At 62.4% G+C, this 19,685-nt stretch carries 21 protein-coding genes and 2 tRNA genes; 4 read left to right on the top strand and 19 right to left on the bottom strand.

Annotated features, from left to right (window positions below; all coding sequences use genetic code 11):
* Positions 1-262: 262 nt before the first annotated feature.
* From AB6M95_RS06500 to AB6M95_RS06425, 16 genes are all read right to left on the bottom strand, one after another.
* Positions 263-1,720 carry an NADH-quinone oxidoreductase subunit N gene (locus AB6M95_RS06500; protein ID WP_371385924.1) on the bottom strand — a complete coding sequence of 486 codons (1,458 nt, stop codon included), beginning with the start codon at positions 1,718-1,720 and terminating at the stop codon, positions 263-265.
* 12 nt (positions 1,721-1,732) lie between these two features.
* Entirely contained in the window at positions 1,733-3,268 is a 1,536-nt protein-coding gene (locus AB6M95_RS06495) for a complex I subunit 4 family protein (RefSeq protein ID WP_371385928.1), read from the bottom strand.
* 23 nt (positions 3,269-3,291) lie between these two features.
* A complete protein-coding gene (locus AB6M95_RS06490) occupies positions 3,292-5,088 on the bottom strand; it encodes a Na(+)/H(+) antiporter subunit D (RefSeq protein WP_371385923.1) in 1,797 nt (598 codons plus the stop codon).
* A complete protein-coding gene (locus AB6M95_RS06485; RefSeq protein WP_371385922.1) occupies positions 5,078-5,341 on the bottom strand; it encodes a hypothetical protein in 264 nt (87 codons plus the stop codon). The genes AB6M95_RS06490 and AB6M95_RS06485 overlap by 11 nt, the downstream gene beginning before the upstream one ends.
* A 10-nt stretch (positions 5,342-5,351) precedes the next feature.
* On the bottom strand, positions 5,352-6,896 hold the full coding sequence (locus AB6M95_RS06480) for a monovalent cation/H+ antiporter subunit D family protein (protein ID WP_371385921.1): 1,545 nt from the start codon (positions 6,894-6,896) through the stop codon (positions 5,352-5,354).
* 5 nt (positions 6,897-6,901) lie between these two features.
* A complete protein-coding gene (gene nuoK, locus AB6M95_RS06475; RefSeq protein WP_371385920.1) occupies positions 6,902-7,210 on the bottom strand; it encodes an NADH-quinone oxidoreductase subunit NuoK in 309 nt (102 codons plus the stop codon).
* Positions 7,211-7,735: an NADH-quinone oxidoreductase subunit J family protein gene (locus AB6M95_RS06470; RefSeq protein ID WP_371385919.1), complete on the bottom strand. Its 525-nt coding sequence runs from the start codon at positions 7,733-7,735 to the stop codon at positions 7,211-7,213.
* Between the two features lies 1 nt (position 7,736).
* Positions 7,737-8,324, bottom strand: coding sequence for a 4Fe-4S binding protein (locus tag AB6M95_RS06465; RefSeq protein WP_371385918.1), 588 nt, complete (start codon positions 8,322-8,324; stop codon positions 7,737-7,739).
* 10 nt (positions 8,325-8,334) lie between these two features.
* A complete protein-coding gene (nuoH, locus tag AB6M95_RS06460) occupies positions 8,335-9,318 on the bottom strand; it encodes an NADH-quinone oxidoreductase subunit NuoH (protein ID WP_371385917.1) in 984 nt (327 codons plus the stop codon).
* 8 nt (positions 9,319-9,326) lie between these two features.
* Positions 9,327-10,499: an NADH-quinone oxidoreductase subunit D gene (locus tag AB6M95_RS06455; RefSeq protein ID WP_371385916.1), complete on the bottom strand. Its 1,173-nt coding sequence runs from the start codon at positions 10,497-10,499 to the stop codon at positions 9,327-9,329.
* 42 nt (positions 10,500-10,541) lie between these two features.
* Positions 10,542-11,069 (bottom strand): NADH-quinone oxidoreductase subunit C, encoded by a 528-nt coding sequence (locus tag AB6M95_RS06450; protein ID WP_371385915.1) that lies wholly within the window; start codon positions 11,067-11,069, stop codon positions 10,542-10,544.
* A 2-nt stretch (positions 11,070-11,071) separates the two neighbouring features.
* Positions 11,072-11,617, bottom strand: a complete 546-nt coding sequence (locus AB6M95_RS06445; protein WP_371385914.1) for an NADH-quinone oxidoreductase subunit B — start codon at positions 11,615-11,617, stop codon at positions 11,072-11,074.
* Positions 11,596-11,973 carry an NADH-quinone oxidoreductase subunit A gene (locus AB6M95_RS06440; protein ID WP_371385913.1) on the bottom strand — a complete coding sequence of 126 codons (378 nt, stop codon included), beginning with the start codon at positions 11,971-11,973 and terminating at the stop codon, positions 11,596-11,598. Before AB6M95_RS06440 ends, AB6M95_RS06445 begins: the two co-directional genes overlap by 22 nt.
* Before the next feature lie 299 nt (positions 11,974-12,272).
* Positions 12,273-13,610 (bottom strand): diguanylate cyclase domain-containing protein, encoded by a 1,338-nt coding sequence (locus tag AB6M95_RS06435; RefSeq protein WP_371385912.1) that lies wholly within the window; start codon positions 13,608-13,610, stop codon positions 12,273-12,275.
* 10 nt (positions 13,611-13,620) lie between these two features.
* Positions 13,621-14,325, bottom strand: coding sequence for a 2-phosphosulfolactate phosphatase (locus AB6M95_RS06430; RefSeq protein ID WP_371385911.1), 705 nt, complete (start codon positions 14,323-14,325; stop codon positions 13,621-13,623).
* A 323-nt stretch (positions 14,326-14,648) separates the two neighbouring features.
* Positions 14,649-15,782: a glycosyltransferase family 4 protein gene (locus tag AB6M95_RS06425; RefSeq protein WP_371385910.1), complete on the bottom strand. Its 1,134-nt coding sequence runs from the start codon at positions 15,780-15,782 to the stop codon at positions 14,649-14,651.
* Positions 15,783-15,879: 97 nt separating this feature from the next.
* On the opposite strand from AB6M95_RS06425, the gene AB6M95_RS06420 reads away from it, so the two are divergent.
* Complete coding sequence (locus AB6M95_RS06420) at positions 15,880-16,473, top strand: phosphatase PAP2 family protein (protein ID WP_371385909.1); 594 nt, start codon at positions 15,880-15,882, stop codon at positions 16,471-16,473.
* Between the two features lie 43 nt (positions 16,474-16,516).
* Here AB6M95_RS06420 and AB6M95_RS06415 read toward each other — a convergent pair whose 3' ends face one another.
* The 3 genes from AB6M95_RS06415 to AB6M95_RS06405 are packed head-to-tail and all read right to left on the bottom strand — an operon-like array spanning position 16,517 to position 18,202.
* Positions 16,517-17,230, bottom strand: a complete 714-nt coding sequence (locus AB6M95_RS06415; protein ID WP_371385908.1) for a TVP38/TMEM64 family protein — start codon at positions 17,228-17,230, stop codon at positions 16,517-16,519.
* Positions 17,217-17,477, bottom strand: coding sequence for a lipid A biosynthesis domain-containing protein (locus AB6M95_RS06410; RefSeq protein ID WP_371385907.1), 261 nt, complete (start codon positions 17,475-17,477; stop codon positions 17,217-17,219). The genes AB6M95_RS06415 and AB6M95_RS06410 overlap by 14 nt, the downstream gene beginning before the upstream one ends.
* A gap of 2 nt (positions 17,478-17,479) precedes the next feature.
* Complete coding sequence (locus AB6M95_RS06405) at positions 17,480-18,202, bottom strand: glycosyltransferase family 2 protein (protein WP_371385906.1); 723 nt, start codon at positions 18,200-18,202, stop codon at positions 17,480-17,482.
* A gap of 161 nt (positions 18,203-18,363) precedes the next feature.
* Here AB6M95_RS06405 and AB6M95_RS06400 point away from each other — a divergent pair.
* The 3 genes from AB6M95_RS06400 to catA all read left to right on the top strand — a co-directional run bounded on the left by AB6M95_RS06400 (position 18,364) and on the right by catA (position 19,404).
* Positions 18,364-18,440 (top strand) — tRNA-Met (locus AB6M95_RS06400).
* Positions 18,441-18,580: 140 nt separating this feature from the next.
* A tRNA-Met gene (locus AB6M95_RS06395) sits at positions 18,581-18,657 on the top strand.
* Between the two features lie 93 nt (positions 18,658-18,750).
* Positions 18,751-19,404 carry a type A chloramphenicol O-acetyltransferase gene (catA, locus tag AB6M95_RS06390; protein WP_371385905.1) on the top strand — a complete coding sequence of 218 codons (654 nt, stop codon included), beginning with the start codon at positions 18,751-18,753 and terminating at the stop codon, positions 19,402-19,404.
* Positions 19,405-19,685: the final 281 nt, after the last annotated feature.

The following is a 19,685-nucleotide window of genomic DNA, read 5'->3' as shown; positions in this document are numbered from 1 at the left end:
CGACCTGAACGTCTACGCCGGTTCGGTCCTGCTCGGCGTCCTGCCCGCCACCGGTTCCGGGGGCCTGATCAGGCCCCCGGAACCGGTGGACGAACAATAAAAGTGTTACCCATGTACCCGGGCAGAACTGTTACCCATGTTTCCGGTTGCACAGGGAACCCTTTTCTCAAAGGGTTCCCTTCTCCCCTTCCCCCGGCCGCCGGAGGCAAAAAAAGAGCGGAAGCATCGCTTCCGCCCTTTTTATTGGTTTATGCAGCCCGTTCTAGTGTCCGGCGCCCGCGAAGGTGACGGTGATGCCATAGAGGGTCTTGCCCGCATTGATGGCGAAGTTGAACAGGGGTGCCGGGACCATGCCGATGAGCAGCACGGCGGCGGCGAGCATGCCCGCGCCTGCGGAGGCGAACCAGCCGTTGTCCGGCGGAGCCGCCTGGCTCGGCGCGGACTCTTCGGTGAAGGCGTGCCGGAACAGGGACAGGTAGTAGTAGATGGCGATGGCCGAGTTGACCACCAGAGTGATGACCAGCCAGTTGTAGCCGTGATCCCAGGCCGAGGTGATCAGGAAGAACTTGCCCATGAAGCCCATGGTCGGCGGCAGGCCCACCAGGGCGAACGCGCCGGCGGCCAGCGAAAACGCCAGGACCGGGGCCTTCTTGTACAGGCCGTTCAGATCGTTCAGCTTGAGGTTGCGGCCGTCGGAGGCCACGCGGCTGACGATCCAGAACACGAGCAGGTTCATGACCAGGTAGGCCATGCCGTAGAACGCGGCCGCGCCGATGCCCTCGGGGGTGCCCGAGACCAGGCCGACCATGATGTAGCCCGCATGGGCCACGGACGAGAAACCGAGCAGTCGCTTGATGTCCGTCTGGGCCAGGGCCGACAGGTTGCCGAAGGTCATGGACAGCGCGCCGAGCACCGCCAGGATGGTGGTGATCTCCAGGCCGGGCTTGAGCAGCACGGCCAGGCGGCACAGGACCACGATGGCGCCCATCTTGGGCATGGTCGCCACGAACGCGGCGGTCTCGTTGCTGGCGCCCTGGTAGACGTCCGGGCACCAGAAGTGGAACGGGAACAGGGCCAGCTTGAAGAACATGCCGCCCAGGAAGAGCGACAGGCCGACGACGGCCATGGGCTGGTCGGCGAAGGACCAGGGTTTGTTCATGAGCTCGGCGATGTAGGTCGTGTGCTGGGTGGCCATGATGTAGGACAAGCCGTACAGGGCCAGGGCCGTGGCGACCGCGCCGAACATGATGTACTTGATGCCCGCCTCGGCCGCGCCCTTGTCCTTGGCGCGCAGCGGGATGACCGCATACATCGAGTAGGAGGCCAGCTCCAGGGCCAGGTAGATGGTGATCAGCTCCACGGAGGAGGCGAGCAGCATCAGGCCGAGGGTGGAGAAGCCGAGCAGCATATAGTAGTCGGCCCGCTTGCCCTCGTCCAGGGTCGGCTGGCGCGAGGCGTTGAGCACGACCACGTAGAAGCCGAAGGTGATGACGATCTTGAAGAACTGGGACATGAGGTCCACTTTGTAGACGTCCCAGAACATGGATCCATGCAGATGGAAGCCGGTGATGGTCACGAAGAACGCGGCGCAGGCGCCGAACGGCAGCCATTTCTCAACCGGCGGTTTCCACTCCCTGCTGCCCAGCGACTGGACCATGAGGGCCAGCACCATACAGAGGAAGAACAGTTCCGGGACAAGCGCAGTGATGTTGAAGTTCACGTCGTAAGCCCCCTATTCCTTTTCCGCCAGCAGGCCCGAGAGGTCCGCGGCGGCTGTTTGCATAGGCTGCTCGGTTTCCACGGCAGCGACCTTGCGCTGGTCGAAGTCGTTGAGCAGCTTGTTGACGGACGGGTCGATGATCTTGAAGAAGCCGGTGGGCGCCAGGCCGATCCAGAGCACGAACACGGCCGGGATGGTCAGGTAGATCCACTCCCGCGCGTTCAGATCGCGCCAGGTCTTGGCCGTGCTGGGCTTGCCCCAAGCCATCTTCAGCGAGACACGGAACATGTAGGCCGCGCCGAGCAGCGCGCCGGGCACCAGGAACATGCCGATGAACGGGGAGTCCTGGAAAGCGCCGATGAAGACCAGGATTTCACCCACGAACCCGTTGGTCCCGGGGAACCCGAAGGAAGCCAGGGCCATCAGGCCCCAGAAGAACATGAAGGCGGGCAGATACTTGCCGAGGCCCATGTTCTTGCTGATCTCGCGGCTGTGGCTCCGCTCGTAGACCGCGCCGATCATCATGAACAGCGCGCCGGTGACGATGCCGTGGTTGAGCATCTGGAAGAGCGCGCCTTCCACGCCGCGCTGGTTGAACAGGAAGATGCCCAGCGTCACAAAGCCCATGTGGCCCACCGAGGAGTAGGCGACCAGCTTCTTGATGTCGGACTGCCCGAGGGCGATGGCTCCGCCGTACAGGATGGATACGATGGAGATCGCGATCATCATGGGGGCGAAGTAGTGGCTGGCGGCCGGGGTCAGCGGCAGGCAGAAGCGCAGGAACCCGTAGGTGCCCATCTTCAGCAGCACGGCCGCCAGGATGACGGAACCGGCCGAGGGCGCCTGCACGTGGGCCGCGGGCAGCCAGGTGTGGAACGGGAACATGGGCACCTTGATGGCGAAGGCGAGCGCCATGGCCAGGAAGGCCCAGAACTGGAAGCGGAAGCTGAAGTTCATCTGCATCAGGTCCGGAATGGAGAAGGTGCCGCCCGTGACCCGGAAGGCCACGATGGCCGCGAGCAACAGGGTGGACCCCGCCAGGGTGTACAGGAAGAACTTGAGCGACGCGTATTTGCGGTCGTCGCCGCCCCAGACCGCGATGAGCAGGTACATGGGGATGAGCATGGCTTCCCAGAACACGTAGAACAGGACCAGGTCCAGGGCGCAGAACACGCCGAGCACGGCCGATGTCATGAACAGCAGGCAGAAGTGGAACTCCTTGACCCGCTTGCCGATGTAGGTCCAGGAGCACATGACGCACAGCGGCAGGACCGCGATGGTCAGAAGGACCATAAGTATGCTGATTCCGTCCACGCCGAGGTAGTACTGCAGGCCCCATTGGTGGACCCAGTCCAGTTGCTCGACGAACTGGAAGTCAGCGTTCAGTTTGAAGCCCACGAGCGGCACTGCAAGCAGACACTCGATGAGGGACACCGCCATGGTGTAGTACCTCACCACCTGCGGAGCCCGCAGGAAGAAGAGTCCGCACGCCGCGATGAGCGGGAATGCGATCAATATTGTGAGTACCGGATATCCGAAGTCCAAAATGAGCTCTCCTTAGATTGTCCGGCTTAGCCGAAGTACCATACCAGGGCGAAGATGCCCAAGCCGAGAACGGCGGCCAGCGCCAGGTAGTCCTGCAGGTTGGCCGTCTGAACCTTGGCCCCCGCCCTGCCGATGTTCCTGACGGTGTAGGCGCTGCCGTCCACCACCGTGTCGATGCCCTTCTTGTCGAACCAGGAAGTGCCTCTGCCCATGCCGATGAGCCCGCGCAGACCGACGGTCCGGTAGACCTCGGTCCAGACGTCGTCAACCTTGGCCGCAGGCCAGCAGAGGGCCCGCATGGTCACCTTGCCGATGAGGCGATAGAACCAGTCGAAGTCCAGGTTGAGCGCCTTGTGCGGCGTGATGATGTACCGGGTCAGGTAGAAGGCCAGGCCGGAGAAGCCGAGCAGCAGGCCCGCGTTGATGACCTTGTCGATGGTCCAGGGGTGGAAGGGTTCTTCCACGACCATGGGCAGGTACTTGTAGAGCATGTGGGGGTAGACGCCCTGGGCGATGCACAGCAGGCCGCACAGGCCCATGCCGATGTACATGTTGACGGGCAGCGGTCTGACCTCGCCCGTGAATTCCTTCTTGCGCCCCCAGAACGCGAAGTATGGGAGCTTGATGCCCACCGAGATGAACGTACCGACCGCCGCTATCTCCATGCCCAGGGCGAGGAAGGTGCGGTGGTGCTCGGCGGCGCCCGCGATGGTCATGGTCTTCGAGATGAAGCCGTTGAACAGCGGCATGCCGGAGATGGACAGGGCCGCGACCATGTACCAGACCATGACCCAGGGCAGCTTGGTGACCAGGCCGCCGAGTTCGTCCAGTTTGGCCGTGCCGACCGAGTACAGGATGGCGCCGGTGCCCATGAAGAGCAACCCCTTGTAGAGGATGTGGGCATAGGCGTGGGCCACGGCGCCGTTGATGGTCATTGCCGTGCCGATGCCGATGCCCGCGACCATGTATCCCACCTGGGATACGATGTGGTAGGACAGGATGCGCCGGGCGTTGTTCTCGATGCACGCGTAAAGGACTCCGTAGACCGCCATGAAGGTACCGGCGATGGCCAGGACCTCCCAGCCGGCGAAGCCCCGGCAGAGCACGTAGACCGCGGTCTTGGTGGTGAAGGCGCACATGTACACCGCACCGGCCACGGAGGCCCGGGGGTAGGCGTCGGGCAGCCAGGCGTGCAGAGGCACGACGGCGGCGTTGACGCAGAAGCCGGTCAGGATCAGCCAATCGTAGAGATGGGCCTCGGCCGGGTTGACGAGGTCGAAGGCGAAGCCGCCCGTGGCCTTGTATTTCAGGAGCAGGCCGCCCAGCAGGAACAGGCCGCCCACCGTGTGGTACAGGAAGTAGCGGAAACCGGCGTGCACGGATTCCTGGGTTCTGGCCTGCCAGATGAGGAAGGTCGAGCCGATGGACATCAGCTCCCAGAACAGGAAGACCGTCAGCAGGTCGCCCGCGAACACGCAGCCGAATCCGCCCGCCACGTAGAGCGAGGCGCAGACGTAGTGCCCTTTGTCCTCCACGTGCATGCCGTAGATGCAGCCGATGAAGGAAATGATGGCGAAGACCTGGCCGAAGACGATGGACAGCTTGTCCACGCGCCCGAAGGTCAGGGCCTGGTCAAGGTAGTGCAGCACCCCGTAGGAGCCCTCATTCACCGTGAATATGGAGTACAGGGCGATGAGCGGCGGAATGATCGCCAGCGCGCCCCGCAGGGCCTTGTTCTTCCACAGGCTTGCCGGCATCAGGGGCACCAGCAGGGCCAGCAGGAGGAAGCCCACCGCGGGGTGGATGAAGATATCAGTCCCCATAGTAGTCCTCCTTGCGGGCGATGAACGGCTGGATGATCTTTTTCATGATGATAACCATGGCCAGCCCGACGATCAGGCCGAATCCGGCGAAGAACCCGGGGTACCTGTCGAGACCGAAGTGCGGGTGGTGCGTGACGAACGGGACGTTGAGCAGCACGAGCACGCCCAACACGACGAAGAAGATGGTCCTCCACGTCTTCCAGTTGTCTCGCCATTTGGCGAGGAGCTCGCCCAATCCATTCTGTTGACTCATATATACCCCCCTAGAACTTGCCGAGAACGTTGACGAAGTTCAGGAATGTCTGCGGATACAGACCCAAGAACACCGAGATGAAGGCCGTAATGCACAGCGGAATCACCATGGTCATGGACGGCTCGTTGTACTGGCCGATGTTGGCTTCGGGCTTGGGCTTCTTGAAGAAGGCCCTGTAGGTGATGGGCACGAAGTAGCCCGCATTGAGCGCCGTCGAAAGGAGCAGTGCGCACAAGAGCGGCCACTGGTGGGCATCGAGTGTGCCGTTGACCAGGTACCATTTGGAGACGAACCCGCAGACCGGCGGCATGCCGATCATGGACAGGGAGGCGATACCGAAGGCGCCGAAGGTCAGCGGCATGCGCCGGCCCAGTCCGTCCATCAGGCTGATCTTCTTCAGGTGGCAGGCGACGTAGATGGCGCCCGCCGCCATGAACAGCGTGATCTTGGAGAAGGCGTGGTGGGCGATGTGCATCACGCCGCCCTGCACGCCCGAGTCGACCAGCATGGTCACGCCGAGCACGATGTAGGACAGCTGGGCCACGGTCGAGTAGGCCAGCCGCGCCTTGATGTCGTCCTTGGTCAGGGCGATGAACGAGGCCACCGTCAGGGTGAAGGCCGCGATGTACGCCGTACCCAGGCCGATGGGCAGGTCGCCGAGCCAGGAGCCGGGCGAGCCGATGAAGACCTGGCTCATGGTCAGGGCCGCGGCGGTCTTGGTCCCGAAGGCCGAGAGCACGATGCGGCAGACGCAGAACACGCCCGCCTTGACGACCGCCACCGCGTGCAGCAAGGCCGAGACCGGAGTGGGCGCGACCATGGCCGAGGGCAGCCAGTTGTGGAACGGCATGAGCGCCGCTTTGCCGATGCCGAGGATGAACAGCCAGTAGGTCAGCGCCACCAGTCTGGGGTGGGCCGCGACGACCTGGGCGTTGAACATGCCGTGCTGGATGTCGGCCAGGTTGAAGTCGAGGTTGCCGACCAGGACATAGGTCAGGACCATGGCGGGCAGGAGGAAGAGCTTGGAGGTACCCATCAAGTAGACGATGTACTTGCGGGCGCCGACCTTGGCCTCCTCGTCCTCGTGGTGATAGACCAGCGGGTACGTGAACACGGTGATGACCTCGTAGAAGAGGTAGAGCGTGAACACGTTGGCCGACAAGGCCACGCCGAGGGCGCCGAAGATGGCCACCGCAAAGCATACGTAATAGCGGGTCTGCGCGTGCTCGTTCAGCCCGCGCATGTAGCCGATGTTGTAGCTGGTCACGAAGAACCAGAGGAACGGAGCGATCAGGGCGAAGACCATGGACAGCCCGTCCGCGGCAAAGGCTATGGTGATGCCCGGCAGGATGGTGGTTACGTGGTAGTAGAGGACCTGTCCGGCGAGGACTTTCGGCGCCATCCAGAGCACCGAGGTGAAGGTCAGGAACGCACCGATGAAGCTGATCGCCTCCCGCCGGTTCTCATCCCCTCGACAGAGGTAGATGAAAAGCGGCGTGAGGAGCGTGAACACCACCGGCAGAAGAATGGGACTATATGTCGTTACACCTTCCATAATAGTTATTCCTTCAGAGTAGTGATGTCACTGGATTTGGCGGATTTGAAACGCCTTGCAACCACCACGATCATGGCCAGGACCAGCGTGGCTTCTGCTGCGGCCAGGCCCATGACGAACAGGGTGCCGAGCTGTCCGAGGACCGCGCTGAAATCGGTCAGCTGCGCGGCCGCCACCATGGACAGCCCCGCGCCGTTAAGCATCAGCTCCACCGAGATCAGCATGCCGACGAGGCTCCTGCGCTGGGTCAGGCCGAAAATGCCCGCGCACAGGAGAATCAAGGCGACGAGTTGATAGAGGGTCAATGCGCTCATTTACTTATCCCCCCCGTTCTTATGGCCCCGCTTCTCCCAGACCAGCAGGACGGCGCCGGACATGGCGACCATCAGGATGACCGAGATCAGCTCGAAGGGCAGGAAGTAGGAGCCGAGCAGCCCGTCGCCGAGTTGCTTGATGGTCACTTCCACGGGCACGGCCACGGATGCGGCGGGCCGGGTCAGGACCAGCCAGCCCAGCAGGGCCGCCGGGGCCATGGTGGCCGCCAATCCGTAGAGGTAGCGCTTCATGGGCGCCTTGTCGGACTCGTCGCCGCCCTGCTCCGCCCGGGTCAGCATGACCGCGAAGAAGATCAGGACGCTGACCGCGCCGATGTAGATGAGCAGCTGCATGAAGGCCATGAAGGGCGTCGCCAGGAGCAGATACATCCCGGCCACACCGACGAGCGTGGTGATCAGGCCGATGAGGGCGCGCACCAGGCTGCTGCTCGACACGGCGAGGACGGCCCCGCCCAGAATGACGAGCGTGTACACGCCGAATGCTATTTTTGCCAAGACTTCCATATTACGCCTCCTTCTCCGCCGCGGCCGGTGCGGCCTCGGTCTTGGGGGCAGGCGCGGAAAGCTCCGTGGCCTGCTCCTTGAGCCGGGCGAGAAGATCGATTTTCATCTCTTTTCTGGAAGTCGCCACCCAATAGATGTTATTGGAGAATCTCAGCGACTTGGCCGGACAGTTGTCGATGCAGGTGCCGCACAGCGAACACAGGGTGTAGTCGTAGATGAACTTGGCCGGGTTCTTGGGGGCCTTGGGCTTGACGACCTTTTCCCCCGCTTCCTCGGCCGCCTTCATGGCCGCTTCCTCCGAAGCGGTGAGCTTGGGAGGCTTGGACTTGACCACGGTGAGGCACTTGCTCGGACAGTTGGTCACGCACATCATGCAGGAGATGCACTTGGGCGTGGCCGGATCCTTGGGCTTGCCGATGAGCTCGACATGCCCGCCGTATGTTCCCAGATTCTCGTCGTCGAGGACCTCGCGCGGATAGTGGACCGTGATCAGGGGCTTGCAGAAGTACTTGCCCGTGATCTTCAGGCCCACGATCAGAGACCAGCTGTCGAGAATCGGCTGAATGACTTTTTCCTTGAATTTACCCATGTCTACACCCCTACAGCTTCACGATCAGCGCGATGGCCAACAGGTTGAAGGTGGCCAGCGGCAGCAACCATTTCCAGTTGATGTTCAGCAGCTGGTCGAACCGGACGCGGGGGAAGGTCCAGCGTGCCCAGACCATGAGCGACAACAGGGCGTAGGTCTTGATGAGCATCCACCACCATCCGTCGACACCCGGGATGGGGCCGTGATAGCCGCCCAGGAACAGGACGGAGCAGACGGAGCACATGACGACCATGTAGCCGTATTCCGCCATGAAGAAGAGGCCGAAGCCCATGGAGGAATACTCGGTATGGAAACCGGCGGTCAGTTCGGACTCGGCCTCGGCCAGGTCGAACGGGGCGCGGTTGGTCTCGCCGAACATGGCGATGATGAAGACGAAGAAGGCCAGGAACGTAAACGGGTTCCTGAAGATGAACCAGTTCCAGATGTAGCCGTCCTGCATGGCGGTGATCTCGGTCAGGCTCAGGGTGCCGGTCATGAACGAGATGGCCAGCACGGTCAGCAGCAGCGGGATCTCGTAGGCCACGGTCTGGGACACGGCGCGGGCCGCGCCGAGCACGCCCCATTTGTTGTTGGAGGCCCAGCCCGCCAGGATGACGGCCAGCCCGTTGAAGCTGGAGAAGGCCAGGATGAGCAGCAGGCCGAGGTTGACGTCCATGCCGGTCAGCACCGGGCCGTACGGGATGGGCAGGAAGAGCAGCAGCACCGGCAGCATGGACAGGATCGGGGCGAGCCAGTACAGGGCCGCGTCCGCGTTGTCCGGGGTCAGGAGCTGTTTGCCCATGAGCTTCAGGCCGTCGATGAGCGGCTGGAGCACGCCGTGGGGGCCGACCTCGAAGGGGCCGGGACGACGCTGGATGTGGCCCGCGAACTTGCGCTCGCAGTAGACCCACACCAGGGCGTTGATCCCCAGCCAGACCATGGCGGCGACCGCCGCGATGATCAGGACTATCAGGTTTGTTAAGAATGCGTTCATTATTCCCCCTACCGGTCGATTTCAGGAATGATCAGGTCCAGGCTGCCCAGGATGGCCACGGCGTCGGCCAGGAGCGTTCCTGTGGCGGCCTCGGCGAACGCGCTCAGATTGGAGAAGCCCGGCGCGCGCAGCTTGACGCGGTACGGCACCTTGCCGCCGTCGGAGACGACGTAGACGCCGATCTTGCCGCGGCCTCCCTCCACGTTGAAGTAGGCCTCGCCCGCAGGCGGCTTCATGGCGGGCTTGGGAGCCTTGTCCATGATGTGCCCGCCCTCGGCGGACGGGAGCTGCTCCAGGGCCTGCTCGATGATGCGCATGGACTGCTCCATCTCGGCCAGGCGGACGTGGTAGCGTCCGGCGGAACAGCAGGTGTCGCTCGAGGGAATCTCGAAATCGAAACGGTCGTAGATCGAGTAGGGCTCGCTCCGGCGCACGTCGTAGGGGACGCCGGCACCACGAAGCACGGGACCGGTACAGCCGTAGCGGCGGCACATGTCCTGGTCGATGATGCCGATGCCCTCGATCCGGCGGCGCAGGATGAGGTTCTTGGTGACGAGATCGTGGTACATGGGCAGTCTCTCGCGGAAGTGCGGGATGAACGCCTTGATCAACTCGATGCACTTGTCGTCGATGTCCATCTGCACGCCGCCGACGCGGAAGTTGCTGTAGGTCAGCCTGGAGGCCGACGGCCTCTGCAGGAGATCCAGGATCATTTCACGATCGTCGAATGCGTACATGATGGGCGTGAACGCGCCGAGGTCGAGGATGTAGGCGCCCCACCACAGCAGGTGGGAAGCCAGGCGGTTGAACTCGGTCATGATGACCCGCAGATACTCCGCCCTCTCCGGCACCTCGATGCCCATCAGTTTTTCGACCGCGCCCACGTAGGCCCAGTTCCAGGCCATGGCGTGGCCGTAGTCGACGCGGCCCATGTTGGGGATGAATCCGCCCCAGGTTTGGGTCTCGCCCATTTTTTCATGCATGCGGTGCAGGTAGCCCAGCACGGGCTCGGCACGGACGATGTATTCGCCGTCCACCTCGATCACGATCCGCAAAACGCCGTGCGTCGACGGGTGTTGCGGACCCATATTGATGATCAGGGTGCCGTCCTGCTTCCCGGCCTCGAACTTCTGGGTGTAGAAATCACCCTTCATTTGTTCCGTATTCTGGTAAGCCGACATACACTCTCAGTCCGGTGTTTGATACCGACCGGTCGCCCCGGCCTACGCGTCGGAGGCCTCCCCGGCCTCCGCTTCCGCAAACAACGCTTCCACTTCCGCCGAGCAGGACACGACTTCACCCAGGGAGAGCAGGTCCTTGACGGACTTGCGCGCCTTGTCGTCCTTGCGCAGCGGGAAGAGATCCTCGTCCTCCACCGCCAAGAGCAGCGGCACGAGGTTGGGGTTGCCCTCGAACACGACGCCGTGGAAGTCGCGGGTCTCCCGCTCATGCCACTCGGCGCCGTCGAAGACGGACGTGATGGACGGAACCACGGGGTTGTCCTTGCCGACGAGGATGCGGAGGACGACCCGTTCGTTCACGGTCCATCGGTTGAAATGGTACTGCACCAGAAAGCCCTCATCCACGTCCAGGGCGGAGATGTCCTCGAGGGAGTATTCGGCCTCGAACAGCTTCCCGGCGGCCTTGACGATCTGGCCGGGCGCCAGAAAAACCGACCAGGCGTGCCCGGTGGCCGCCGGATCCTGTTTGGCGACGCACTGGGTCGCCACTCCTTCCAAAGCCTGCAACATGGCTAGCCCTCCACCTTGGCGGCGACGGGCCACCAACGTTTGCCGGTGATCAGGCGCTGCAGCTCGAAGAAGCCCTCGAGCAGCCCTTCGGGCCTGGGCGGACAGCCCGGCACGTAGACATCCACGGGGATGAGCGTGTCCACACCCTGGATCACGTTGTAGTTGTCCTTGATCTTGAAGGGACCGCCGGAGATGGCGCAGTTGCCCATGGCGATGACCCACTTGGGTCCGGGCATCTGCTCATAGAGGCGGACGACGGCCGGGGCCATCTTCTTGGTCACCGTGCCGGCCACGATCATGACGTCGGACTGGCGCGGCGAGGGCCGGAAGACCTCCGCCCCGAACCGGGCCATGTCGAACCGGGCCATGCCGGTGGCCATCATCTCGATGGCGCAGCAGGCCAGACCGAAGGTCATGGGCCACAGCGACATGGAACGGCAGACGTCGAAGAGGTCCTGGGCCAGTTTCATGTTGACGATGGGCGGATCCATGCGATGGTTGCCCGCCGTCAGGAACTCCGGTTGCACTACTGAATCCTGCGCGGCCATGTGAACACCCCTTTCGCCCAAAAATAGATGACGGAAAGAATAAGGAAGAACAGGAAGATGAAGACCTTTACGAAGGGCGCCCAGCCGTCGGCGTCTGCATACGCCGTGGAGACCGGGAACAGGTAAAGGACGTCAACGTCGAAGGCCAGGAAGATCAGGGCGTATACATAATAGGATACGCCCCACCGGGCCCACGAACTGCCGTAGGGGATCATGCCGCACTCGTACGGCATGCCGATATCCCCTCCCCTCGCTTTGGGGGCCAGCAGCCCCGCCAGAATCAACGGCCCGATGGCAAAGAGCAGACCAGCGAGCAGAAACAAGACAATTGCAAAATGCAGCCAATTGAAAATCATACCCCATCCTTTGGCAGTAAATTTGCGGGAATCTTGAACCAATAAAATTTTCAAGAATTAACGAGTTCCATGCCCCGAAAAAAGCCCCAAGTCAAGCACCTTGCGCTTTTTTTCGTTAAGAACCCACCGCCTAAGTATGTAATTTTCTTAACTCTGCTCAGCCCCCGGCCCGTCTTGCTTCCCGCCCCCGCCGCCCCTCCTCGACAGGAGCGTAAAATCATTGCCTGCGGGAATGAAAAAGGGCGTTCCGCCCACGCGAAACGCCCTCGGGAAAAAACAGCCCAGGACGGGCCGCCGGCCTACTCCGGCGAATCATATTCGGCGAAGGTCCCGTAGTCGGCCCTGCCTTTTTTCTTGGCCCCGTACATGGCGGCGTCCGCCCGGCTGATGAGGGTCACGGTGTCCTTGCCGTCTTCGGGGTAGAAGCTGATGCCGATGGTCGCCCCGATGACCAGTTCCAGTCCGCCCACGTCATAGGGCTCCCGGACCACGTCCAGGAGGTTGCGGGTGAAACTCAGGGTTCCCTCCTGGTTGGAGATGTCGGGCAGGAGGATGCCGAATTCGTCCCCGCCCAGCCGGGCCAGGGTGTCGGACTCGCGGATGCGCTGCTGCAGCCGCGCGGCTACCTGGCGCAGGAGCTCGTCCCCGGTCTGGTGGCCGTGGGTGTCGTTGACGCGCTTGAAATCGTCGAGATCGACGAAGAGCACGGCCACCTTGGTCCCGTAGCGCTTGGCCAGGGCCAGGGCGTGCTCCAGCCGGTCGAAGAAGCGGTGCCGGTTGGCGATGCCGGTCAGGCTGTCCTGGGTGGCCAGCCGCTTGAGCTCGAGCTCGACGTTCTTGCGCTCGGTGATGTCCTCGAGGACGCCCTCGATGAAATCGCCGCCGTTGCCCGGACGGACCACCCTGGAGGACTCCGAGCACCAGACGACCTCCCCGTCGCGCCGTTGCAGACGGAACTCGAAGCCGGTCACGGCCCCGTTGCGCGCCAAGAGCTCCCGGTGCGCCAGCCGCTCGCTCTCCTCGGGCATGAACCGGTCCCGGAAGGCGGGCCTGCCGACCACGTCCTGCATGCGGTCGTAGCCGAGGATGCGCAGCATGGCCGGATTGGCCTCCAGAAATTTCCCATCCGGGGTGCATTGGAAAATTCCCTCGAAGGCCCGCTCGAAAATGGAGCGGTACTTCTCCTCGGCCACGCGCAGGGCGGCCTCGGTGCGGCGGCGCTGTTCGATCTCCTGCTCGAGCAGGACCTTCTGGCGGTTCATCTGCAGGAACGCCTTGACCTTGCTGATCAGGATGTCCACGTCCACGGGCCGGAAGAGGTAGTCCACGGCCCCGGTCTCGTAGCCCTGGCGCACGTTCTCCTCGTCCTGGTAGATGGCGGTGATGAAGATGATCGGCACGTTGCGGCTGCGCTCGTGCTCCTTGATCTTCGAAGCGGCCTCGTAGCCGTTCATGCCGGGCATCTGGATGTCCAGAAGGATCAGGGCGAAATCGTCGTTCCGGGCCATGTCCACGGCCTCCAGGCCGCTGTCCGCCTGGACCACCCTGCACTCCACGTCGCGGAGCATGTGGTTGAGCAGGGCCAGGTTAGTCCGGGAATCATCGACGATGAGGATCTTCTGCAACGGGTCGTTCACGCTCCCCCCTTCAGGCGGTCTCCCTCGCGGGAACGTCCACTCTCTCAAGCCTCACGCCGCCCTCCACGGGTTCTCCCTTGAGGATGAAGCCGAAGCGGTCGAGATCCATGCACAGGTCGAAATCCTCTTCCGGGCAGTCCTCGCGGGCGTCGTCGAAGAACTTGGCCGCCGTATCCACGTCGTGAAGGAATTTCTTCAGGGTCTTGAAGCTGTTGGGATATTCCTCAATCTCGTTCTTGATGTACATGGCGCACATCATGTCCTCCTGGGCGCGCATGGTCCCGCCGGTGCCCATGGCCACCAGGGTGACCACCTCCGGCTGTTTGGCCAAGACGTAGCCGACCACGGCCTTCGCGTTGACGAAGGAGCCCATGATGACCTCGTCGGCATCCTCGCAGACCATCAGCCCGCGCGTGCCCGCGTTGGTCACGTGGATCAGGGTCTCGCCCCGGATGTCCGCCTTCTCGATGAGGGCCGGGGAGTTGAGATAGTCGAACTCTTTGGGCGGGACGTCCACCAGTTCGCCGATGACCTTGCCCCCGCGCTCGGCGGCCATGGCCCGCGCCCGGTCCAGACTGTCGGTGACGATGTACTCGGCCACGCCCCCGGCCGCCAGGAAGCAGCCCAGGGTGGTGGACCGGAACACGTCCACGATGACGACCAGACCCTTGGCGCGCCGTGCGCCTGACAAACACTCCACCACGTTCACGATCATCGGATATTCCTGTCTGGTTGGTGCCGGGCGGCCTGTTCCCAAACCGCCTCAACCTCTTGATTCCCATGCGGAACACGGTCGCCCGAGAACGGTTTATCATCCCTCTTAAACCCGCACCGCCGAAACAGTAAAGGTTTTTCCGCCCTGTTGGCGGGCCGCCCATTGTATTGCAACCCGGTGGCATGATGGAAAACAGTTCACCCGATACCGGCAAACCGGAGCACTCGAAGCGACCCCGGCCGATCTGCGCCGGAGCCCTGCCCAAAAACGCGAAACGGCCGGGGGACATTCATCCCCCGGCCGTTTCGCGTCTTCCGGACCGGCTATTTTTCGGCCAGCGCCCGCTCGACCATTTCCATATAAGGTTCGAGTCCCGAGCGCACGTCCTCCGGCCACTCGAAAGGACCGGGCCGGGGCTCGTCGGCCACGCGGCGGACCAGGGCGGCCATGGCCTTCTCGTCGGCGGGGTCCTGAAAGACCCAGCGCGGCGGCAGGAAGCGGGCGCTCCCGTTCAGTGCGCTCGACACGGACCGGCAGCCGCAGGCCAGGGCCTCGAGCACGGCGTTGGAGCAGGCGTCATAGAAGGTGTCCAGAATGAACACGTCGGCCGCGCGGTAGAAGGCGGGCATGTCGTCCACCCGGCCCAGGAAACGGACCCGCTCGGCCACGCCCAGCTCGCGGGCCATGCGCTCATACTTGGCGGGGTTGCGCCCCCCGGCCACATGCAGGACGAAATTCCCGGGCAGCAGGGCCATCATGCCCACCAGGTGCCGGATGCCCTTGAGGGCGAAGTTGGTGGCCGCCGTGGCCACCACCACCTGATCCTCGCCGATCAGGTACGCGGCCCGCAGCCGCAGGCGCTCCTGGCCGCCGATGGGCGAGAAGCGCTCCAGGTCCGGGCGGTTGTAGACCACGTCGATGGCGTCCTTGTTCAGGGACGGGTGCGCCTCCACCAGCCAGTCGCGGACCAGGTCGGAGACGCAGACGATGCGCGGGGTGCGCTTCATGCGGATGCGGTCGATGAGGTGGATGGCCCAGTTGCCGGGGGACAACCGCCTGCGCAGCATCTTGAAGGAACGGGCGAACCCCTTGGGCCAGGCCCGCTGCGAAAGCTCCCAGAACTTGGAGATGGGGCCGCCGCCGATGCGCAGGATGTCCTGGTTCAGGGTCTTGCCCATGCCGAAGACGAGATCGTAGCCGCCCTTGCGGCACGCCTTGTCCGCAGCGTAGGCGAACCACAGGACCTTGACCAGGCGGAAGGCCCCGAACCGGCCCAGCACCACGGGCTCGACCCCGTCGGGCGGGTCGGTCTCGCACCGGGCGCAGATGAAGTCGACCTTGTAACCGCGCGCGGCCAAGGCCTCGCTCAGCCGCCAGGCAAAGGATTCCGCACCGCCGTACCGGCTCAACCTGGGCATGGTCACCGCCAGCCGCGCCTGTCTTCCCGCTGTTTCCATGAATCGGACTCTTGAACCTTTTTTATGGTTTGGCAACCCCGGAGTTGCCCGCCGGGCCAAAGACGGCTATGCATTCCGAAAAATCGAAAGGAACGCCATGTTTTTCGCCACCCCCGCCCTGGACCTGCGACTCTTCCTGCTCATCAACCAGCACTGGCACTCCGGCCTGCTGGACACGATCATGCCCCTGCTCTCGTCCATGGCCGTGCTCTTTGCCCTTCTGGCCGTGGCCGTGGCCGCCGCCGTGCTCAAGGGCGGCAAAAAACAGCTCATCCTCTTCCTCGTCCTGCTGGCGGGCATGGGGGTGTCGGACTTCACCACCAAGCTGGCCAAGGACGGGATCCACCGGGTCCGCCCGCTCAACGCCGTGGCCGGCACCCGCTACGTCGAAAACGGCGAGTGGCGCTCACGGCCGGACGCCTTTGTCCGGACCAAGGAAAACGGCACTTCCTACCCCTCGGCCCACTGCGCCAACACCATGACCCTGGCTCTGCTCGCCCTGCTCCTGTGGCCGGGCCTCAAGGCGTGGCCGCTGGTGGTCCCGCTCCTGACGGGCTATTCGCGCGTCTACCTGGGAAAGCACTACCCCACGGACGTCCTGGCCGGATGGCTCTGGGGCGTGGTCGTGGCCGGAGCGGTCTGGCTCCTGTGGCGGGAGCTCTCGCGCCGCTACCCCTCGCTGCGCCCGTAGGCAAATCCCTTTCGATCGGACGAATCGTTCCCCTTGGAGCGCGCTAGTCGTCCATGTTCTCCGGGACCCCGGCCTGCCTGCGGTAACGCCGGTAGACCCGGATTCCCAACCAGCCGGAAATCACGAAGAGCGCGACGCTCATGCCCACGGACAGGACCACGCCCGTGGTCGATTCGCGGTTCATGCCCGCGCCGAACAGGGCGAAGATGAAATTCTGCGGGATGTAGCCCAGGGTCGAGCCGAGCACGAAGGGCATCAGCGGGATGGAGCTGACCCCGGCGGCCAGGTTGACGATCAGGTTGGAGCCCAGGGGGAACAGCCGGATGGCCAGGGCCGTGTTGAACGGTTCGTGCTGGAGGAAACGGTTGACCTTGTGCACCTTCGTGCCCAGCTTGCGCTCCACCAGGTCGCGGCCGCCCATGCGGCCGTACAGCGCGGCCAGGGCGCAGCCCAACCCCGACCCCACCGTGGACAGCACCGTGCCGCCGAAGATCCCGAAGGCGAAGCCGCCCAGGAAACCGATCAGCTGGCGGGGCAGTCCCACGGCGGTGAAGACCGTGCTCACGGCCAGGAAGATGATCACGGACAGCGGCCCGCGCCCGAGCACGTGGTCGTTGAACCATTGGGTGTTGGACAGCATGTCGCCCAGGCCCATGGCCCGGGAGACGTAGACCGCCCCGCCGAGCACGGCCAGCATGATCAGCCCCTTGGCCAGGGACTTGAAATTCAGGGAGGAGTCTTGCTTATCCGAGGTCATTTCGCTCACGTTGCATACGATAATACAGGACCAGCAGACACGCCTGGCCCAGGAAAAACAGCGGGTCGCGCTGCACGAACCCGTAGGCCAGCCCGGCCAGCCCGGAGACCGCCAGGGCCGCCTGCGCCGAACGCGCCAAGGGTTGTACCCCTTTCCCGCGCATCCGTAAAATAACGATCCGCACGAAAAAAAGCCCCTGGACGACCACGACCAGGGCCAGCAGCCACCAGTGGTCGGGCAGGGACATGCCTATTTCTTCTCTTTGACGGTGTAGCCGATGTGCCGGGTGATGAGCCACTTGACCCCGATGAGGTCCCAAATGCCCGCCAGGGCCCGGTCCAGGGTGCCGTAATTGGACACGCCCGCCCCGCGCTGCCTGTGGTTGACCTTGACCTCGTGGATGCGCGCGCCCTCCATCTTCATCAGGATGGGGAAATAGCGGTGCATGTTCTTGAACCGGGGGATGCGGCGCAGCAGGTCCGTGCGCATGACCTTGAGGGAGCAGCCGGTGTCGTGCACGCCGTCGTCCACGATGGAGTCGCGGATCTTGTTGGCGATCCTCGACGAAATGCGCTTGATGAAGGTGTCCCTGCGCTTGGCCCGCCAGCCGATGACCATTTCGCAGTCATGGCCGAAGGCGGCGAGCATGTCCGGGATGTCGGAGGGGTCGTTCTGGAGGTCCGCGTCCATGGTGACCACGATGTCGGACTCGACCGCGTCGAACCCGGCGCAGAAGGCGGCCGACTGGCCCCGATTCTCGGCAAAGGCCACGTAGCGCACCTCGGGGTGCTGCTCGGCCAGTTCGCGGATGATGGACAGGCTTCGGTCCGTGCTGCAGTCGTCCACGAACACGGCCTCCCAGGGGCGACCCGTGGAGTCGGCCGCAGCCCTGATCTCGGCGAACAGGGTCTGCAGGTTGTCCTGCTCGTTGTATACAGGCAGGACCACGGAAAACTTTTCTGCGTTGCTCATAGGGGTGATTCTCTACGGAATTCGGGCGCGGTTGTAAACTTTTTGCTGGCCATTTCCCCGTTTGATCAGGGATTACGCGACCCGCAAAAACTTTTGGGACTTTCTCTAAATTTGCTGTTGACAAAAATCCGGCATCAACCTAGAAACTCCTTCTCACGTGTCGCGGGGTGGAGCAGTACGGTAGCTCGTCGGGCTCATAACCCGAAGGTCGTAGGTTCAAATCCTGCCCCCGCTACCAAGGAAATCAAGCGGTTACATCTGAATGGATGTAACCGCTTTTTCTTTTGTCCACGACGCGAAGATGCCCTATCGAATAAAAAGACGGTCCAGCGGGTTGACAAAGGTCCGGTATCAACCTAGATACTCCCTCTCACGTGTCGCGGGGTGGAGCAGTACGGTAGCTCGTCGGGCTCATAACCCGAAGGTCGTAGGTTCAAATCCTGCCCCCGCTACCAAGGAAATCAAGGGCTTATGGGAAAAATTCCATAAGCCCTTTTCCCTTTTTTATCTCTGAGCATCTACATCAGCAGCCAACAAGGTGAGATAGTATGAAGTTTAACGTGATTGATCTGGCAACATGGAACAGAAAGGAACATTTCGAACACTATCTGAATAATGTCCGTTGCTCATACAGCGTTGTCGTCAATATAGATATCACCGCATTTCGCAAGCAACTTAAATCACTTGGCCTAAAGGATTACATTGCACAAATCTATATCCTGACTTGTGCCGTGAACAACTTTCCGGAATTCAGAATGAGCCTCGATAAAGCAGGCCGTCTCGGGTACTGGGATATGGTGAATCCGCTCTATACCGTATTAAACAGCAAGAGTGAGACTTTTTCTTCCATATGGACTTGTTACGACAGATCGTTTGCCACCTTCCATGACAGATGTACTGCCGACATATCTGAATTTTGCACAGGCGCTTTATTCCCAAAACCTGACTGTCCCAAGAACATTTTTACCATATCAAGCGTGCCGTGGATCGATTTTACCGCTTTCAATATCAATGTTTTTTCAGACACAAACTACCTGCTTCCAATCATAACAATAGGCAAGTACATAGAAGAAAGAGAAGAAACAATGATGCCGCTTGCGATTCAGGTCCACCATGCGGTGTGTGACGGTTTCCATGTCGGTAAGTTTATTGAAAATGTCAAATCACTAATAAAAAACTGCAGGCAATGGCTGCCACGATAGAATACTCAGCCGTTGCCACGCCTTTTCGGCCGCATCGGAGAATACGCCGAAGTCGCAATAAAAACCGCGGCACATGACATTGCATGTCGAGATACGACAAAAAGCGGTTGCGCCTGTTCAGGCGCAACCGCTTTTTGTCACCCGAACGGTGCGCAGCCGCTTGATGGGGCAGCTCCGAAGAAGAGCCCGACCGGTCAAGGCCGCGCCAATCCGTTGCAGTTCCTCTTCGAGCAGACCGACACTCACCCACCAGCGTTTTCGTCCCCCATGAGGATTTCCCC

The sequence above is a fragment of the Pseudodesulfovibrio karagichevae genome (genome assembly GCF_041414475.1).
Lineage (GTDB): Bacteria > Desulfobacterota > Desulfovibrionia > Desulfovibrionales > Desulfovibrionaceae > Pseudodesulfovibrio > Pseudodesulfovibrio karagichevae.
This window is presented reverse-complemented; position numbering and strand designations above follow the sequence as displayed.

Coding starts and splice junctions, on each gene's coding strand:
- AB6M95_RS06490 (WP_371385923.1), bottom strand. CDS start 5,088: ATGGGGACTGATATCTTCATCCACCCCGCGGTGGGCTTCCTCCTGCTG.
- AB6M95_RS06485 (WP_371385922.1), bottom strand. CDS start 5,341: ATGAGTCAACAGAATGGATTGGGCGAGCTCCTCGCCAAATGGCGAGAC.
- AB6M95_RS06480 (WP_371385921.1), bottom strand. CDS start 6,896: ATGGAAGGTGTAACGACATATAGTCCCATTCTTCTGCCGGTGGTGTTC.
- nuoK (WP_371385920.1), bottom strand. CDS start 7,210: ATGAGCGCATTGACCCTCTATCAACTCGTCGCCTTGATTCTCCTGTGC.
- AB6M95_RS06470 (WP_371385919.1), bottom strand. CDS start 7,735: ATGGAAGTCTTGGCAAAAATAGCATTCGGCGTGTACACGCTCGTCATT.
- AB6M95_RS06465 (WP_371385918.1), bottom strand. CDS start 8,324: ATGGGTAAATTCAAGGAAAAAGTCATTCAGCCGATTCTCGACAGCTGG.
- nuoH (WP_371385917.1), bottom strand. CDS start 9,318: ATGAACGCATTCTTAACAAACCTGATAGTCCTGATCATCGCGGCGGTC.
- AB6M95_RS06455 (WP_371385916.1), bottom strand. CDS start 10,499: ATGTCGGCTTACCAGAATACGGAACAAATGAAGGGTGATTTCTACACC.
- AB6M95_RS06450 (WP_371385915.1), bottom strand. CDS start 11,069: ATGTTGCAGGCTTTGGAAGGAGTGGCGACCCAGTGCGTCGCCAAACAG.
- AB6M95_RS06445 (WP_371385914.1), bottom strand. CDS start 11,617: ATGGCCGCGCAGGATTCAGTAGTGCAACCGGAGTTCCTGACGGCGGGC.
- AB6M95_RS06440 (WP_371385913.1), bottom strand. CDS start 11,973: ATGATTTTCAATTGGCTGCATTTTGCAATTGTCTTGTTTCTGCTCGCT.
- AB6M95_RS06430 (WP_371385911.1), bottom strand. CDS start 14,325: ATGATCGTGAACGTGGTGGAGTGTTTGTCAGGCGCACGGCGCGCCAAG.
- AB6M95_RS06425 (WP_371385910.1), bottom strand. CDS start 15,782: ATGGAAACAGCGGGAAGACAGGCGCGGCTGGCGGTGACCATGCCCAGG.
- AB6M95_RS06420 (WP_371385909.1), top strand. CDS start 15,880: ATGTTTTTCGCCACCCCCGCCCTGGACCTGCGACTCTTCCTGCTCATC.
- AB6M95_RS06415 (WP_371385908.1), bottom strand. CDS start 17,230: ATGACCTCGGATAAGCAAGACTCCTCCCTGAATTTCAAGTCCCTGGCC.
- AB6M95_RS06410 (WP_371385907.1), bottom strand. CDS start 17,477: ATGTCCCTGCCCGACCACTGGTGGCTGCTGGCCCTGGTCGTGGTCGTC.
- AB6M95_RS06405 (WP_371385906.1), bottom strand. CDS start 18,202: ATGAGCAACGCAGAAAAGTTTTCCGTGGTCCTGCCTGTATACAACGAG.
- catA (WP_371385905.1), top strand. CDS start 18,751: ATGAAGTTTAACGTGATTGATCTGGCAACATGGAACAGAAAGGAACAT.